General features: G+C 52.0%; 18 protein-coding genes and 1 riboswitch. Of the genes, 12 read left to right on the top strand and 6 right to left on the bottom strand.

Annotation, left to right across the window (positions count from 1 at the left end):
- Window positions 1-316: 316 nt before the first annotated feature.
- From AC6CHQ_RS08510 to AC6CHQ_RS08500, 3 genes are read left to right on the top strand one after another with little or no spacing between them, the layout of a single operon-like run.
- A complete protein-coding gene (locus AC6CHQ_RS08510) occupies window positions 317-514 on the top strand; it encodes a DUF6501 family protein (protein WP_092051004.1) in 198 nt (65 codons plus the stop codon).
- A 53-nt stretch (window positions 515-567) separates the two neighbouring features.
- On the top strand, window positions 568-1,431 hold the full coding sequence (locus AC6CHQ_RS08505) for an ATP-binding protein (RefSeq protein ID WP_498081328.1): 864 nt from the start codon (window positions 568-570) through the stop codon (window positions 1,429-1,431).
- A gap of 6 nt (window positions 1,432-1,437) precedes the next feature.
- Complete coding sequence (locus tag AC6CHQ_RS08500) at window positions 1,438-3,336, top strand: vWA domain-containing protein (protein ID WP_498081327.1); 1,899 nt, start codon at window positions 1,438-1,440, stop codon at window positions 3,334-3,336.
- 14 nt (window positions 3,337-3,350) lie between these two features.
- Here the strand turns inward: AC6CHQ_RS08500 and AC6CHQ_RS08495 are convergent, their stop codons facing one another.
- Both AC6CHQ_RS08495 and AC6CHQ_RS08490 read right to left on the bottom strand, forming a co-directional pair.
- Window positions 3,351-4,550: a toxic anion resistance protein gene (locus AC6CHQ_RS08495; protein WP_498081326.1), complete on the bottom strand. Its 1,200-nt coding sequence runs from the start codon at window positions 4,548-4,550 to the stop codon at window positions 3,351-3,353.
- Entirely contained in the window at window positions 4,528-5,241 is a 714-nt protein-coding gene (locus AC6CHQ_RS08490) for a 5-bromo-4-chloroindolyl phosphate hydrolysis family protein (RefSeq protein ID WP_251240213.1), read from the bottom strand. The genes AC6CHQ_RS08495 and AC6CHQ_RS08490 overlap by 23 nt, the downstream gene beginning before the upstream one ends.
- Window positions 5,242-5,458: 217 nt before the next feature.
- On the opposite strand from AC6CHQ_RS08490, the gene AC6CHQ_RS08485 reads away from it, so the two are divergent.
- Window positions 5,459-5,785 carry a DUF1033 family protein gene (locus AC6CHQ_RS08485; protein WP_251240212.1) on the top strand — a complete coding sequence of 109 codons (327 nt, stop codon included), beginning with the start codon at window positions 5,459-5,461 and terminating at the stop codon, window positions 5,783-5,785.
- A 176-nt stretch (window positions 5,786-5,961) separates the two neighbouring features.
- Window positions 5,962-6,162 carry a cold-shock protein gene (locus tag AC6CHQ_RS08480; protein WP_251240211.1) on the top strand — a complete coding sequence of 67 codons (201 nt, stop codon included), beginning with the start codon at window positions 5,962-5,964 and terminating at the stop codon, window positions 6,160-6,162.
- Between the two features lie 59 nt (window positions 6,163-6,221).
- On the opposite strand, the gene AC6CHQ_RS08475 is transcribed toward AC6CHQ_RS08480, so the two are convergent.
- The gene (locus AC6CHQ_RS08475; protein WP_251240210.1) at window positions 6,222-6,932 is read right to left on the bottom strand and encodes a hypothetical protein; all 711 of its coding nucleotides are present in this window, start codon (window positions 6,930-6,932) and stop codon (window positions 6,222-6,224) included.
- A 104-nt stretch (window positions 6,933-7,036) separates the two neighbouring features.
- Here AC6CHQ_RS08475 and AC6CHQ_RS08470 point away from each other — a divergent pair, with 104 nt between their 5' ends.
- A complete protein-coding gene (locus AC6CHQ_RS08470) occupies window positions 7,037-7,516 on the top strand; it encodes a YkvA family protein (protein ID WP_251240209.1) in 480 nt (159 codons plus the stop codon).
- A 50-nt stretch (window positions 7,517-7,566) separates the two neighbouring features.
- Here AC6CHQ_RS08470 and AC6CHQ_RS08465 read toward each other — a convergent pair whose 3' ends face one another.
- From AC6CHQ_RS08465 to msrA, 3 genes are all read right to left on the bottom strand, one after another.
- Window positions 7,567-9,177 (bottom strand): ABC-F family ATP-binding cassette domain-containing protein, encoded by a 1,611-nt coding sequence (locus AC6CHQ_RS08465; protein ID WP_092051020.1) that lies wholly within the window; start codon window positions 9,175-9,177, stop codon window positions 7,567-7,569.
- An 86-nt stretch (window positions 9,178-9,263) separates the two neighbouring features.
- Window positions 9,264-9,512 carry a protein YuzH gene (locus tag AC6CHQ_RS08460; protein WP_251240208.1) on the bottom strand — a complete coding sequence of 83 codons (249 nt, stop codon included), beginning with the start codon at window positions 9,510-9,512 and terminating at the stop codon, window positions 9,264-9,266.
- 145 nt (window positions 9,513-9,657) lie between these two features.
- Window positions 9,658-10,194, bottom strand: coding sequence for a peptide-methionine (S)-S-oxide reductase MsrA (gene msrA, locus AC6CHQ_RS08455; RefSeq protein ID WP_251240207.1), 537 nt, complete (start codon window positions 10,192-10,194; stop codon window positions 9,658-9,660).
- A gap of 126 nt (window positions 10,195-10,320) precedes the next feature.
- Here msrA and AC6CHQ_RS08450 point away from each other — a divergent pair, with 126 nt between their 5' ends.
- The 6 genes from AC6CHQ_RS08450 to dapB all read left to right on the top strand — a co-directional run bounded on the left by AC6CHQ_RS08450 (window position 10,321) and on the right by dapB (window position 16,483).
- On the top strand, window positions 10,321-11,307 hold the full coding sequence (locus AC6CHQ_RS08450; RefSeq protein WP_251240206.1) for an LCP family protein: 987 nt from the start codon (window positions 10,321-10,323) through the stop codon (window positions 11,305-11,307).
- A gap of 23 nt (window positions 11,308-11,330) precedes the next feature.
- Entirely contained in the window at window positions 11,331-12,542 is a 1,212-nt protein-coding gene (locus tag AC6CHQ_RS08445; protein ID WP_498081325.1) for an AI-2E family transporter, read from the top strand.
- A 1-nt stretch (window position 12,543) separates the two neighbouring features.
- The gene (locus AC6CHQ_RS08440) at window positions 12,544-12,948 is read left to right on the top strand and encodes a sporulation protein (protein WP_251240204.1); all 405 of its coding nucleotides are present in this window, start codon (window positions 12,544-12,546) and stop codon (window positions 12,946-12,948) included.
- Window positions 12,949-13,032: 84 nt separating this feature from the next.
- Complete coding sequence (locus tag AC6CHQ_RS08435; protein WP_251240203.1) at window positions 13,033-13,449, top strand: MarR family winged helix-turn-helix transcriptional regulator; 417 nt, start codon at window positions 13,033-13,035, stop codon at window positions 13,447-13,449.
- A gap of 1,076 nt (window positions 13,450-14,525) precedes the next feature.
- A riboswitch (Lysine riboswitch) is annotated at window positions 14,526-14,704 on the top strand.
- A gap of 158 nt (window positions 14,705-14,862) precedes the next feature.
- Complete coding sequence (gene dapA / locus AC6CHQ_RS08430; protein WP_092051032.1) at window positions 14,863-15,744, top strand: 4-hydroxy-tetrahydrodipicolinate synthase; 882 nt, start codon at window positions 14,863-14,865, stop codon at window positions 15,742-15,744.
- A 1-nt stretch (window position 15,745) separates the two neighbouring features.
- Complete coding sequence (gene dapB / locus AC6CHQ_RS08425) at window positions 15,746-16,483, top strand: 4-hydroxy-tetrahydrodipicolinate reductase (protein ID WP_498081324.1); 738 nt, start codon at window positions 15,746-15,748, stop codon at window positions 16,481-16,483.
- Window positions 16,484-16,723 lie beyond the last annotated feature (240 nt).

Raw genomic sequence — 16,723 nt, 5'->3', positions numbered from 1 at the left:
GGCACTGGGTTTGAGTCTTAGGTGGATTGTTGCGATTTCGTCATTTGTCCTTTCAGTTTCGTCATTCGGCCTTCTGATTTCGTCATTCAGACGAGTAATCTCGTCATTGGAGCGTTTGGTTGGAACGAATGACGAGATTATGGGCTTGAATGCAGAGACCGGAGCCCTGAATGACGAAACTTCTCACTCGAATGACGAAACCGCGACACACTTAAACATGAGCTGCTTCACTTTTACCGATACACGCTTCCTGCATCGTTGAAAACAGGGCCCTATTTTGTCTATAATGGAACCATGATAAAGGAGGCGGCAGCCGATGGATTTTAAGCAGTGGAAAGACGCTCCGGCGATCCGCACAGTCACGTGCAAGCATACGGACGCGGATAAGTACCTGGTGTCGAATGTCCTGACACCGGGCAAGGAGTATGAAGTGAAAAACGAAACCGAAGAATTTATCTTTGTCGTGGACAACACGGGCAAAGTCGGCGGATTCTATAAAACGTATTTTGAATGAACCGGAGGTCCGGCGGGAAAACCGCCGGGCCTTTTATTGAGGGAGGACTGTTTATGCTGGCGATCATCGAAGAAGAGCGGAAAGAACGGAATGGACGAGATTATCCGGCTGAAGAGGCGGCGCTGATCGGCCAGGGTGGCTATGTGGCGCCTGATGAACATCTGTGGGAGGATGTGCTGACGGCGGTGGTCATTCGGCGTCCCGTGCTCCTGAAAGGGCCTGCGGGATCCGGGAAGACGAAGCTTGCAGAGTCGGTATCGGCATTTTTCGGCCAGCCGATGCACCAGGTAAATTGTTCCGTTGACCTGGATGCCGAATCACTGATCGGGTTCAAGACGATCATCCGCCAGGACGGGGACACGGTGATCGACTTTGTGGACGGGCCGGTGGTGACGGCGATGAAGGAGGGCCATGTGCTTTATATCGATGAGATCAACATGGCGAAACCGGAAACCTTGCCGATCCTGCATAGTGTGCTGGATTACCGCAGAATGCTGACAAACCCGTTCACCGGGGAAGTTATCCATGCCCATCCTGATTTCACCGTTGTCGCCGCGATCAACGAGGGCTATGTCGGGACGGTTCCGATGAACGAAGCGCTGAAAAACCGTTTTATCGCATTCCAAGTGCCATATCTCGGTCAGGAACAGTCAAAGGCACTCCTCGAGAGGGAATTCCCCGATGCACCCCGCACACTGATCACGACGATGCTGAGCATCTCTGAGGATCTGAAGGATCAGGCGAAAAGTGGCCTCTTGGCTGATGAAGCGGCATCGATACGAAGCCTGATCGACGCCACTGAACTGGCACTCCACATCGGGCCGGAGCGTGCCGTGCGCTATGCCATCGCGGAGAAACTCGAGGACGCAGGCGAACGGCAGCTTGTCATGGACCTCGCCGCCACGTGGATCCGGTGATTGGCAATGACATCGATTAACCGATTTATCGACTTTAACGACGAATTGATCGATGCAGGGGAACGGCTCAGACTCGAACGCCTGGCAAGAGCGCTAACCGGCATGACTGATATCGGCCTGGCTGAGAGGCAGCATATCGAGTTCCACCCTGCCTCCAATGAGCTGGCCATGAGTGTCTTCTGGCGTCACAGGGAACCGGAAGTGACCGAACAGGGCAGACTGTCCGACCTATATCTGCTGGCCGCGGGATTTTGGTCCAAGTTCGATCTTCCAGTATGGCAAAAATACCGGTCCGTTACGGAACATCATCCTCTCCGGGAATTCCTGCGGTCGGCTGTCCTGCTGTTTGAGGAATTGCGCATTACCGACGCAGTCATCTCGGAACGGCCAGGTACAGAAGCCGCATTCTCACTGAGGAGACGGATGTATGGTGAGTTTCATACCGGACAGCAGCCGGTCAATCTTCGCAGGGGTTTCCGTGCCGACGCACTTTTTAATCATCTGTATGCAGTACTGCACAGCTTTTCGGATACATACGGTTCGTCCGGCGAAGAACTGGCCGAGCTCGTTGACCCGGTCCTCTTCAGTGTGTACGATGCACGTTCGACTGCGGATGCTGTCCGTCTTGCGGAGCGCCTTGCCCCGTTGCTTCACGGTCGGCTGGATGAAGACCTTCGGCATTCCTATTATGCGGTAGGTGACGGGCTGACGGGTCCGGGTCCTGACTTCCATTACCACAGGGGAACTGAGGACAGGGAAGAAGGGGAAGAAGGGCAGAAAGAGTCGGTCGGGGAATTGTTCTCGACATGGCATGCAGCCAACCGCTCCGAGAAAGGCATGCACCTGAATTACGAGCTGGAACATGGCCGGATAGGGGAGGGCGACGGCGACGGTGCCAGGGAAGGCCGTGAGGGGGCGGAAGCCACGTCTACGGGCCGCGGCCAGTCGTCTGCGGATGAGCGCACTGGTATCGCACATGAGGCGGGCAGCGAAGCGTCTGCTCCCGACGCGGGAGCCTGGATGAAGGCGGATGGCTTTGGCCCGGCCAATGAATCGGTCGTTTACCGCGAACTGCTTGCCGAACCTGACAGCAGCAGGGAAGCCCATGAACGCATTCTTAGTTGGCGCGATGAAACCGTTCCCCATGTGCGGGCCATCGTCAAAGAAATGCAGAAGCGGATCGAAAGGAAAAGGGAAGAGCGAAGGGAAGGTCTCCCGAAAGGACGGCTTTCCAAAAATCCGATATCTGTCCTGACGGATGAGCGTCCTCGGCCGTTTTTTCGGAAACAAAGTCCGTCGAAGCGACTGGATGCCGTATTCGGCCTTTTGGTGGACGGATCCGGATCGATGGCGGACAAGCTGGATGAAACGAAAAAGGCGGTCCTCCTGTTTCATGACATCCTGCGTTCGCTGGATACGGCGCATGGCATTGCCGTGTACCAGGAGGATTCCGCAGCTGCGACGAAAAAGCGCCAGCCCAATACATTTCAATGGCTCCACCGTTTCCGGGATGCCGGCAGGGATGACGGTGAAAGAATCTTTTCAATGGAAGCGGGGGATGACAACCGGGACGGCTTTGCTGTCCGCTGGATGTCATCTCAGCTCCTCCGCCGACCCGAGGCCCACCGATTCCTGCTTGTATTCTCGGACGGAGAGCCTTCTGCATTCGGCTATGGCCAGAATGGAATCGTTGACACGGCAGAAGCTGTCAGGGAGGCCGAGAAAAAGGGGATTACGGTCATTCATCTGTTCCTTTCATCCGGACCCGCCACCGCAAGGCAGCAGGAACTTTTCAGGATGATGTTCGGCAGCCGTTCAGTATCGGCGGATTCGATCGATCGCTTTTCAGATGAGACCCAGCGGATTCTCAGGAAGCTACTCGTCCTGGCCTCAGGAAATATGTAAGAAAAAAACCGTCCTCATTGGGGACGGTTTTCCGCTTTTTCGGCGACGGCAATCAGCCGCTGCTTGAGTTCCTCTTCCATGCGGGCAATCTCGACTTCCGCTGCCTTTCTCTTGGCGCGGCCGTCTGCCTGGATGGCGAGAGTTTCTTCGATTGTAGTAATGAGATTTTCCTGCGTCTTTTTCAGCGTATCGACTTCGACGATGCCGCGCTCGTTTTCCTTGGCTGTCTCGATGCTGTTCATCTTCAGCATTTCGGAGTTGCGGAGGAGGAGCTCGTTTGTCGTTTCTGTGACCGCCCGCTGTGATTCTACCGCTTTCCGCTGGCGGTTCAGGGTCAGCGCGATGGCAATCTGGTTTTTCCACAATGGGATCGAAGTCATAATCGATGACTGGATCTTCTCGGCCAGAGTCTGGTTTGTTTGCTGGATCATGCGGATCTGGGGAGCACTTTGGATGGTGATCTGACGGGACAGCTGAAGATCGTAAATGCGTTTCTCAAGCCGGTCCACAAACTGTGCCATGTCGTTTACTTCCTGGAATGCCATCTGATCGTTGGACTCCTCGGCTTTTTTCCGCATGGCAGGGATGATCTCGGTGACGATTTCGTCCCGTTTCAGTTCGGCAGCGGCGATATAGACATTCAGCGCCTGGAAGTAGGCTTTGTTCTGGTCGTACAGCTGGTCAAGCATCTGGACATCCTCGATAAGGCCCCGCTTGGCGTGCTCCAGCTGGATGCCGATCCTATCGATCTGGGTGCTGAGCTTCTGGTACTTGGTCATGAGTTCCTGGACGGATTTTTGTACCCGTCCGAACCATTTGCGGATACCGGTCTTTTTCTCGACCGACAAGTCTTCGGGGTCAATTTCGTTCAGTTTCCCCATCAGGTCTTTCAGGACATCTCCGACAGGGCCGATGTCTTTGGACTGGACATGATCGAGCATCTTATGGGAGAACGTCGACAGCTGATTTTGTGCGTTCGCTCCGTATGTGATGATGGCCTCATAGTTTCCTTCGGGAATCTGCTTGGCCAGATCTCGTGCCTTCTGCTGCTCTTCCTCGCTTAGGCGTTCCATCAGCTTGACACCCGGCTTTGCAGGTGCCTGGTTCGCCATTTCGTCGGGGAGGAGTGAGGTTTGCGGTTTCAGGTCGAACGGGTTATCGAGCAGGTCGTCCATTGTAAGGTCTGCCGTTTCACGGGGTCTGTTTTCTGTCATCAGTGTCTTCTCCTTTCACCGGCGCTTGCCCGGGCTGTTCGAGTTGTTTTCTTTCCTGCATCTCGAGCTGCTTCTTTTCCTTACCCGTCAGGACCTCTGCGTAGTCCAGCTCGAACCTGAGGGATTCGAGGTCGGTCGCAAGCGCGCGCTTAACATCTTTGCGAATTTCGACATTCAGGTCCATGAGAGTTTCGCGGGTGTCCTCCAGCGCTGTTTTCATTTCCTGATCTTTCGTCGGCTGGTTTGCCAGAAGAGCATATTTGGAAGAAAGCTCAACTGCGGAGTCGAGGTGTGCATAGAAGAATTTCTCGACGTTGTAGAACTTTTTCGGGTTCTGCTGGACAATCCCGATGATGCGCTTCGAGAGTTTGTTCAGATCGTTTAGCTGGCGGAAAGCTTGCACAGAACGAATGCTGCCGTAATGGGTATTCAGCTGACGGAGCTTTGTCTTAGCCTGACCCAGCTGGTGGACGATATGTTTGTATTCGGACCTTGTCATGCCGAGCCGCTTTACCGTGGAACCGACCTGCACCTGTCTGATTCCGAAATCACCGGCGAGGTAAATGGCGATCAGCAGGCCGGTTGCAGGGACGAAGCCCATACCGGCGCCCAGCAGAAAATAGAGCCAGGATCCGAAGCTGACCGGCAGCATGATGGCGTGCCGGGTCAAAAATTGCTGGAATGTATTCATGTGGCCGGACCTCCTATAGAAATCTTACTATTTTTACGTCCGGATCGGCCGAAAAGTTTCATTTGTTTCCGGCTCGGTCTGACCCCATTATATCGCATACCCGCCAAGCATACATCCGAATCGCATAGTGTCTGTGAGCGTAACAGGTGGAGAATGGGGAATCATTTGCTACAATGGGTTTCAAGTCAGTATCACAACGATAAAGAAGGTTGATCCTATGTATGAAATCATCTACATGAGAGCAGACTATGAACCATGGTGGCAATTTGATGGCTGGGAAGAACATGTCCAGGAAAGGTTGGCTTTTGACTGCGCAGAAGCGGCAGAAGCGGGACTGAATGAGATGATCACCCGGTTCCGGCGGGAGTGTGAGCACGAAGCGGAAAAGAACAGTATGTACTGGGCGTTCTGGAACGTCAAAGAAGTGTGCTATTGCGAGGACTGTGCCGAGGACCTGCAATTGTATCATGGCATCATCTGCATGAAAGACGGGAAGCCGCATCCCTTTTCGAAAAAACAGAAAATTATCAACGCTGATCATTGACATGCTTCCTGAAGATGGTATAATGGCAATAATTGAACACGAGGACTGGAAACACGGATTCACCTATTATAAAAAGTGATCGGGTTCAGGTCGGTACTTTTTATAATATGTGAATTTTTTTGTTCCTCAAGAAAGTTCCATATTAAAATTATCATTTTTAGTTGGGGGTATTATCCATGAAACAAGGTACAGTGAAATGGTTCAATGCAGAAAAGGGGTTCGGCTTCATCGAAGTTGAAGGCGAAGACGATGTATTCGTACACTTCTCCGCGATCCAGGGCGAAGGCTTCAAGACGCTTGATGAAGGCCAGCAGGTTGAGTTCGAAGTTGTCGAAGGCAACCGCGGACCACAAGCTGAAAACGTCGTCAAGCTCTGATCGGCGGATTCATATGGGAGGCTTCCGGAAATCCGGAAGCCTCTTTTTCATGCAGTAAATCATGGGTGTTCCACCGATTCAAGCGATGAACTGACTGTGAATGCCTCTCCTTTATCCGTTGTCATAATGGATTGCCTCTTCACTTCTCCGAATGCCGGTACAAACCAGATCCGGTTCGTGTAGTCCGGTGTTTTCTCGGCGGCCATGACGGCTCCGGAAAATGTACGGAACGGGGTGTCGGCAGTTACGTCGATTGCTTCTACAGTATAATTGCCGATTTTGGTTCCTGTTTCCGCCGGGAAGAGGAAGTATGTCTGCTGCGACGCCATCCCGTCCAGCAGATCATCATCAGGCAACTCATCCCGTTCGCCGGCAGGCTCGCTCGAAAGCATTTCGATACTGTCTTTTCCAATCCTGTAGATGCGATGTAGCGTGACCCCGCCATTGTCCTCTTCAAGGATGGCATATTCACTATCTGATCGGAGGACTGTGATTTTCAGCTGTGCGTATTCATTGCCTTCGCCTTTGTAGCGGAGAATTGTTCCTTCGGCAGGAAAAAAGGCTTCCGCTGCGGCTGTTTCGTATTCATGGTCCGGTACTTTTTCAGACTGCTGTTCTTTTGGAGAATCGCTTTCAACGGCATTTCCTGCTTGTTCCGCGGGCTTTTCGGCTGTCCGGTTCTCTTTTTCCGGGTTTTCAGGGGTGCTGCAGGATGCGAGAAGGAAGGCCAGACAAAGCGGAATGGCAAGGACTGCAATCCGTGTCAGCATTTAAGCCGCTCCTTTCTGTTTATTAGTACATATAGTCGTTTTCCGTGGTCATACGTTTCAATCTTGCCGAAACTTGGTATAGGACGGGGAAGGGAAGTGATCGAATGGATTCAGAATTAAAACGCCCACTGCCTTCCGGGCAAGAGCAACAGGACTTTTATGAACGGCTGAGGGGCAGGGTGGCCTCATGGTTCGGCGACAAGCCCGGAAAGCGCGGGCGGTTCGCGGACCTCATCTTATTTGCACCTGATCTGTTCCACCTGCTCATGAAATCACTGACCGACAGCCGGATTGACGGGAAAAGCAAGTTGCTCGTCGCAAGCGGGATTCTGTACTTTATCTCGCCGGTCGATTTTCTGCCCGAAGGCATCCTTGGGCCGGGAGGGTTCCTTGATGACGTGGCGGTTGCTGCATTCATTGTCAATACGCTTGTCAGCGCGGCGGGAGAAGATGTCCTGGAAGAGCACTGGACGGGCAATGTGAGGCTTCTCCGCACGCTTGAACGGATCAGCGCGAAAGGCGGGAAGGTCGTCAGAAAACTGCCGGCAGGCACTCTTGCGCGCAGGTTCATCCGGAAACGCTAAATCCCGGCATATCAAAAAGGAGACGGCAGCGGCCGTCTCCTTTTTTGGAATCAGTTTGCGACGCCTTTTGCGTCACGCCATTCCAGGTATTCATCATAGCTGAGCTGCTTATCGAGAATCGTCCCGTCATCCTTGATTTCGATGACGCGGTTTGCGATTGTCTGGATAAACTGATGGTCATGGGATGTGAAGATCATCGCGCCCTTGAAGGCAATCAGTCCGTTATTGAGCGCCTGGATCGACTCGAGGTCGAGGTGGTTGGTCGGCTCATCGAGAAGAAGCACGTTTGCGTTCGTCAGCATCATCTTCGAGAGCATGCAGCGGACTTTTTCTCCTCCGGAGAGGACGGAAGGCTTTTTCTTCACTTCTTCGCCCGAGAACAGCATCCGTCCAAGGAAACCGCGGAGGAACGTCTCCGTCTGGTCCTCAGGAGAGTACTGGCGGAGCCAGTCGACAAGTGTCGGCTGGTTCGTGCCTTCGAAGAACTCGCTGTTGTCCAGCGGGAAGTAGGCCTGAGAAGTCGTAACGCCCCATTTGTATGAGCCTGCATCGGGCTCCCGTTCGCCGGCAAGCACGTCAAGCAGTGCCGACTTGGCAAGGGGATTCCCGAGAAGGATGATCTTGTCTTCCTTGTTCATCGTGAAGTTGATGTCCTTCACGTAAGTAAGATTTTCTTCCGTGATCGTGAGATCCTTCACCTGCAGAACGTCATTGCCGATTTCGCGGGCAATCTGGAAGTTTACATACGGGTAGCGGCGCGAGGAAGGTTTGATGTCGTCGAGCTCGATCTTATCGAGCATCTTCTTCCGGGAAGTGGCCTGTTTGGATTTCGAGGCGTTCGCGCTAAAGCGTGCGATGAATGCCTGGAGTTCCTTGACCTTTTCTTCCTTTTTCTTGTTTTGCTCATTCGCCATTCTGGCCGCCAGCTGGCTGGACTCGTACCAGAAGTCGTAGTTGCCCACATACACCTGGATCTTGCTGAAGTCCAGGTCCGCAATATGGGTACATACTTTGTTCAGGAAATGCCGGTCGTGGGAAACGACGATGACTGTGTTCTCGAAGTTGATGAGGAACTCTTCCAGCCACTGGATTGCTTTCAAGTCAAGGTGGTTGGTCGGCTCGTCAAGCAGCAGGACGTCGGGCTTACCGAAGAGAGCCTGTGCGAGGAGGACCTTTACCTTGTCGGAACCGCTAAGTTCCTTCATCTTGACGTTGTGCATCGATTCCGGGACTCCAAGTCCCTGAAGGAGGATCGATGCATCAGTTTCCGCTTCCCAGCCGTTGAGTTCGGCAAATTCACCTTCGAGCTCTGCCGCCCGCATGCCGTCTTCATCGGAAAAGTCTTCCTTCATATAGATGGCGTTTTTCTCCGTCATGACGTCAAACAGGCGCTTGTGGCCCATGATGACCGTTTCAAGCACTTCGTTTTCTTCGTATTCGAAGTGATCCTGCTTCAGGACGGCGAGACGCTCGTCAGATCCCATCGATACATTGCCCGTCTGCGGCTCCAATTCGCCGGAGAGGATTTTGAGGAACGTGGATTTGCCGGCGCCGTTCGCACCGATCAGCCCGTAGCAATTCCCCGGGTTGAATTTTATATTGACGTCTTCGAACAGCTTGCGGTCGCCGAAGCGAAGACTGACGTTGCTGACTTGGATCATGCATTCTCCTCCTTGTACACAATGCTCCGATTATAACATAAAGCAGGGCCGAACTGTAGCCGGGCGCACGAAGAAGAACCTGTGGGCTAGGAGACGCCCTGTCTGTTGCTCCGCCTGTTCAGATAATGCTCCAGGGTTCCGAGTTCCCCGTTGACGAGCTCTTCCATCCGGCCATAATCTTCCCGCTCCGGCAATCGGGTGAATTCTCCGCCAGTGCAGGAAAAGAGGAAATAGTACTCACCGATGCGCCTGAACAAAAATACAGTCTCCGGAAAGTCATCGAAAACAGCCTTGATCTGATATTTTCTGGCATATGCCCACTGTACAATTTTCATATCCATCACCTATTCCCAATATTAACCGCTCCTATAAAGGAACGCAAGTTCGGTTGCTTTTGAACGGTAGAAGGAGCAGGAATGAGGATATAATTGTGGGGAAGGGGTAATTGCATAAAAAATAAGCACCCGCTTTGGCGGATGCTTACTGCTCCCAATGGGCACTGATGAATTTGTCCCTGCCGGATTTGGCGCGATCCTGTTCATAATGCTCCCGTTCTTTGAGATAATAGTCCTGGTGATAGTCCTCGGCCGGGTAGAAAGTCGAGGCAGGAAGAATTTCAGTGACAATCGGCTTGTCGAACCGGCCGCTTTTTTCAAGGGCATCACGAGATCGGAGCGCTGTTTCGCGCTGCTCTTCCGTTGTATAGAATATTGCTGTCCTATAAGAGTCGCCTCGGTCGTGGAACTGGCCGCCGTCATCTGTGGGGTCGATCTGCTGCCAATAGATATCCAGCAGTTCCGCGTAAGGGAATACTTCCGGATCAAATTCGATCTCGACTGCTTCGTAGTGACCCGTATCACCGCGTTTAACGTCTTCATAGGTCGGATTTTCCAGTGTTCCTCCGGTATAGCCGGAAATCAGGTCCGAGACACCATCCCATTCCTTGAACGGCTTCACCATACACCAGAAGCATCCGCCGGCGAAGATGGCTTTTTCGTTGGTATTTTGTCCCGCCATTTCTGCACCTTCTCTTCCTGTAATTGACTCGGTTTGTATTGTAGCACCCGGGTTACGGGGCGGCAAGATGCAACCACCGGAAGGGAAATGGCGTCCTATACACGAATCAAGAAGTTTGGAGGAATCATGATGGATACACCGCATCCGAGGAGGAGCAGAAAGCGGCGGCGCAGGCTTCGTCCGTTCAGGACGCTGTTCGCGCTGCTGACGGTCGGCGTGATCGCCGCAGGACTGTACTCCGTTTGGCAATATAACCAGGGCCGTGATCTCGCATCAGGTGAAAAGCCCGATTCCGGGCCGTTCAGCGGCGATCCGATCGACCCGCAATACCCGTACATCGAGAACTTCCTGCTTCTCGGGATCGATAATGACGGATCGGGCCAATCCCGCTCCGATACGATGATCGTGGCATCTCTCGATAAGGAAAACAACCGTGTGAAGCTGGTCTCGTTCATGAGAGACATTTATGCGGACATTCCGGGCTATCAGTCCTATAAGCTCAATACCGCCTATTACCTTGGGGGTGTTCAGCTGGCCAAGGACACGATCTCGGGAATGTTCGGCATTCCGATCCACCACTATGCGGTGACGGATTTCGATAATTTTGAGAAACTGATCGATATCGCTGCCCCGGAAGGTGTGACCATCGATGTGGAGAAGCCGATGTCCGAGAAAATCGGCGTGTCGCTCACACAGGGAACCCATGACCTGAACGGCAAGGAACTCCTGGGTTATGCACGGTTCCGGGCGGACAGCGAAGGGGACTTCGGAAGGGTGGAACGCCAGCAGAAAGTGATCTCGGCACTAAAAGACGAGGTGTTGGCACCGGGTACGCTTCCGCGGCTTCCAAAACTCGCAGGAGCCGCGACCGGCTATGTCGAGACGGATGTCGGTGGGGTGGACGGGCTCCGCAAAGTGCTGAAAGCGGCAGTCACCGGAAAAATGGAGCTCGACAGGATGACTGTCCCGGTGGAAGGGACCTACCGATTTGGCAGCTATTCTCATGCAGGTTCAGTCATTGAATTGGACCTGTCCGCGAACAGGGAGGCGATCAGTGAGTTTCTCGGAACTCCAGGAGCTATGAAAGGCGCCTCCGCCCGGCTTACACCATAAAAGAGAGAATGAGGGGGAAGCAGATGGAAGGAGAAAAGGGGAATCTCGGCCGAAGCCGGGTGATCCGCTTTTTGGGCGGGCGCACGACGCTATTCGTCCTCGGAATCATCCTGCTGGCCGGACTGATCGTTCTGGTCTTTAACCAGATTCAATTCGTATTCACGCCATTAAAGGTACTTGTTCAGAACGTTGTCTTGCCTGTCTTGCTTGCGTCCGTACTGTTTTACCTTCTCCGGCCGGTGCTCCGGCTGCTTGAAAAGGCGAAAATCCCCCGGGTGTGGGGGATTCTTATTATTTATGTAGGCGGTATCGGACTGATCTCGCTTGCCATCTTTCTGATCTATCCGTTCCTGAAGACTCAGGTCATCAACCTGGTCCGTGAATTCCCGGATTACTTTAGGCAGCTGATCCTGAATATCGATGCTTATCTGAGCACATCACTGTTTTCCAGTTATTATAATGAGCTGGACGTCAACCTGGATTTGCTGATCGATTCGGTGTTTGAAGACATCTCCGGATTCTTCCGTGACACCGCCGGCGGCATCGCTTCGGGCGTCACGAACTTTATCTCTACGCTGACCGGAATCGTCATCTCAATCGTTACGGTGCCGTTTATCCTTTTCTACTTGCTGAAAGATGGGGACCGGCTGCCGGACTATATCATGAAACTGATGCCACCCCGCATGCGTGATGATGCCGGAGAAATCTTTGGTGAGGCGGATCAGCAGCTCAGCAACTATATTCAAGGACAGCTGATTGTCTCATTCTGCATCGGCCTTCTGATTTATATCGGGTTCGTGATCATCGGCATGGATTATGCGCTTGCACTTGGTGCGCTGGCTGCTGTAACGAGCGTTGTCCCTTATCTCGGCCCTGTGATTGCCATCACCCCGGCCCTGATCATCGCACTCGTCACTTCGCCATTCATGATTCTGAAGCTTGCTGCAGTCTGGACGATCGTTCAGCTCGTGGAGGGAAAGTTTATCTCTCCTCAAGTTATGGGTAAAACACTCCATATTCATCCGATTACCATTATTTTCGTTTTGCTTACCGCCGGTTCTCTGTTCGGAGTACCAGGAGTGATTCTGGGAATACCGGGTTATGCACTACTAAAGGTGATCGTGTCCCATCTGTTCAAACTGTTCAAGAAGCGCTACGATGAACATGAAAACAATCCTAATATGAAATACCAGACGGACAGCAGAAGGATTATCGAAAAAACGGGGAGAGAGTAACATGCTGAAATCATTCCTATCCAAAATTGGCATCGGAGGCCTGGAAGTCGACACGGTCGTGGACAATCAGACGCTGGAAGAAGGCGAAGTACTGAACGGTACGGTTTATATTGACGGCGGCGATGCCGATCAGATCATTGACTATATCACGCTTGAAGTGTTTGTGAGGATCCACCGGGAAGATGCGATGAGCGACTTTGAAGACGTGGACAAGACTCTTACCAAGCACTCAATCGAACTGATCGGAGACTCGAAGTCGAAGGAAACCCGGATGATTCCGTTCGAAATCGTCCCGGATGACCGCTGGCTGATCAATAAGGACAACGAAAAGCTGCTGCTGAAGACGACTGTCCATATTGAAAACGGCGTCGATGCCTATGATGAAGATGAATTCCATTACGCCTGAATCTTTCGCGGAACGCGCACCCAATCGGATGCGCGTTCCGTTTTTTGAATGTACAATCAATTCAAAGGGGAGGGGGGATCAGGCATGGAACAACTGCTTGCGACATTCCATTCGCTGAACGGGGAGCTCAATAAGATCCACAAAGAGGCCTGCACGGAAATTTCTGTGCAGCAAAGCACCATCATGCATGAAATCCAGTCAAGAAATGAACCGTCCATGCAGGAGACCGCGCGCGGGCTCGGCATGGACATCACAACGTTTTCAAGACAGGTCCAGACACTTGTGAACGGTGGCTATGTTAAACGGAAACCATACCCGGGAGATCGAAGGATCCAGATTCTTTCACTGACCGATAAAGGCAGCAAGAAGGTACAACAGGTGGATGCGGATATACTGAAACAGATGAAAGAGGCCCTTGCCTCAATGGGAGAATTCGAACAAGAAATCATTGTCCGATCCCTGCGGCAATTACATCGGATTCTTGGCGGAAACAACGGCTGATTTCCGCCTGACTAATAGATGCAATATGCAAATTCAATAATTGCAGAAAGAAAGCATTGGGGTTGAGAGCGTGAAAACCCTAAGTGATATTCTGATAATTGTAATTCGCAAGTATAATGGTTGCGTTAACGTGAGTATTTGATTTTGATTTGCAAACAAGTTGCAAATAATGATTGCATGCAGTGTTCAGCTAAGTAACTTCTAAATAACTTTGTGCAGCCAGCTAAAATATGAATCATACAAACAGCGGCTGAATATTGAGTGATACACAGCAAAACGACAAAATGAGAAACTGGCTTTGAGATATAGATCATATAGGGCGGGCCACCGAAATCAGCAGTCGTAAAGATTTTTATCTTAGTCCAAGTGCGTCAGAACTCGGAGTACTGAATTCACAGCGGACACTTATTTTATAGATCTGAATTCGGCAAAGCCATCAGTCCGGCTGATCATCAACAAGACAGCTATGCAGACGGGCAACTCAAGGAGCCATAAGACGTGAACAGACGGCAAACTTATAAAACTGGTCAGCCTTAAGGTTGGTGACTTAAAGACAAATGTATGTATGATGGGAGAGCAGCTTGAATGCTGTAAAGGGCTTCTCTTATTTTTAGTTTACATAATTTCTATTTTCGGAAGTTACGTATCATTAAGTAGTATACTTAAGACAGTGAGACGAAATTGAATTTTCGGGCCTGAAATCGGTTTTAGATACTGGGCTTCGCTGTTGTATGTACTATTATAAGACCCCATGGTGTCATGAACCCGGGTTCTTTTGGTCTCACAACTCAGATCTGGTGCTTCATCTCAATACCGTTTAATTGCTGCAGTCCCGTCTCATTTCTATTTGAGACGCATTCTGAAGTCGATTCAGCCTTTTTCTTTGCTGCATGATCTTAAATACCGATCCACCATGTTTCTGTCCGGACACTTGTTTTTACGGTCCTAACAGCTGTTTTCCATCTCATAAGTCGTGTTCTTTGATTTCTTTCGCTGAAAGTTTGCACAAAACACGTTGCATTCTTTGTTTCTTCATGTTAACGTAGTACACAAGATTCGAAATAACAAAATTTAATAGCAATGGATGAGGAGCAAAGATCATGAGTACCCCGCTGCAACGGCTGCAGACCGGTAGCGGGCGGAAAGGGAGATTTGCCGAAACGGGGTTTGGTTTGCAGACTGTCCCCCGTTGGACTGCATATGAACAATATGCAGGCTGTCATTATTCTCGTAATAATGGAGTGCTTCCACTTGTGACCTCAGGGTCGTGCATCATCGCCTATCACAAGCCGGAAACCTACCGTTTCCGGCTTTTATTTATGCCGATGCATGGGACATTTCATCCATTGTCCGGGCGTTTGTGCCGGAAACCGGGAGACCGGAATACATTATGGATAGAAAGAGGGATTTTACATGACACATCTATTTACTGGAGTAGCCGCAGCAGTCACCACCCCATTCACGAACGAGGAAGTCGATTACAACAGCTTCCGCCGCCACCTGGAGTTTCTCATCGAGAACAATATCCAGGCGCTCGTCATCAACGGCACGACAGGAGAAGGCTCGACGCTCACTGCCGAAGAAAGCAGACGTCTCCTTGAAATTGCAGTAGAAACGGCTGCAGGCCGTGTTCCGGTCATCGCCGGAACGGGTTCGAACTCCACCGCCGAGTCGATCCGTGCTTCCCGCGAAGCGAAGGAGATCGGTGCGGACGGCCTCATGCTGATTACCCCTTATTACAACAAGACGAGCCAGCGCGGCCTGATCCGCCATTTCGAGGCGATCGTGAATGCTGCGGAGCTCCCGGCCCTCCTCTATAATGTCCCTTCCCGCACAGGTATGACGATCACTTCTGAAACGGTGCTCGAACTCAGCCGTCATCCTTATATTGTCGGCTTAAAAGATGCCACCGGTGACCTTAATTACATGTCCCAGGTGCGCCTCGTGACGGATCCGTCATTCGCACTGTACAGCGGAAACGACGATACGGCGCTTCCGTTTACTTCCCTCGGCGGCCAGGGGGTCATCTCGGTTGTGGCAAACGCGGTGCCCGCCCAGTTCCAGGAAATGTACGAACAGACATTCACCAATCTGACGCGTGCACAGGAGCTTCACTACCGCCTGACCCCGCTGATCAGCGCGCTGTCGGTTGATGTGAATCCGATTCCGATCAAGGTGCTCACATCGCACCTCGGCTTCGGCGACTATGAAGTACGCCTCCCTCTCCTGCCGCTGGAAGAGGAGGAGCAAAGCCGCCTGATCCGGCAGTTTGAATCAATGATGATGGAGGTTTGACATGAAATTGCTGCTTTGCGGGTACGGCGCGTCGAACAAACGCGTCGCCGCCCTTGCCAAGGAACGGGGACATGAGATTGTGGGTGTGCTGCTTTTGCGCGGCCAGTCGGCTGACGGCTATCCGGTTTACCGGCCGGATGAACGCCTTCCGGAAGCCGATGCGGTCATCGACTTTTCGCATCCTGTCCTCACGAAAGCCCTGCTTGCTGCGGACACCGGACTGCCTCTGGTGATCGCAACAACAGGAGAAAAGGAAGTTCTGATTGAACAGATGAAGGAAAAGGCGGATCGCCAGCCGATTTTCTTCAGTGCAAACATGAGCTACGGGGTGCATATCCTGACGGAGATTGTCCGCTATGCCACCTCCCTCCTTCCTGCCTTCGATATTGAAATGACCGAGCGCCATCACCGCAAAAAGGTCGATGCACCAAGCGGGACGATCATCAAGCTGTATGATGCCATCGCATCTGCCCGGCCATCTGTCCATCCCGTGCATGACCGTTCCCAGACGGAAGGCGCGCGTACCGACGAGGAGATCGGCATCCATGCGGTACGCGGCGGCACGATTACGGGAGACCATGAAGTCCTCTTTGCCGGGCACGATGAGACAATCACCATCGCACACCACGCCCAGTCCAAGGACATCTTCGCATCCGGCGCACTTAATGTTGCAGAGCGCCTGATCCATAAGGAAAACGGCTATTATACTTACGATAATCTCGGAATCGGCGATTCCTGAAAAGATTAAAAGCGGAGGGCGCTTGCCCTCCGCTTTTTCTTATGCCTGGTAACATTGCTGCTGCGATTTCGTCATTCGTTTCAATAGTTTCGTCATTCGGCCTTCTGATTTCGTCATTCCACCGGATGATCTCGTCATTGGAGTTCCCGACTGGGGCGAATGACGAAATTGAGCCCGTGAATGACGAAATTGCGGGCGCGAATGCAGAAACCGACCCTATGAATGATGAAACCGGCAACA

The sequence above is a fragment of the Bhargavaea sp. GQ12 genome, assembly GCF_059758705.1.
Note: the sequence above shows the minus strand (reverse complement) of the source record. Positions and strands in the feature narration are given on the sequence as shown.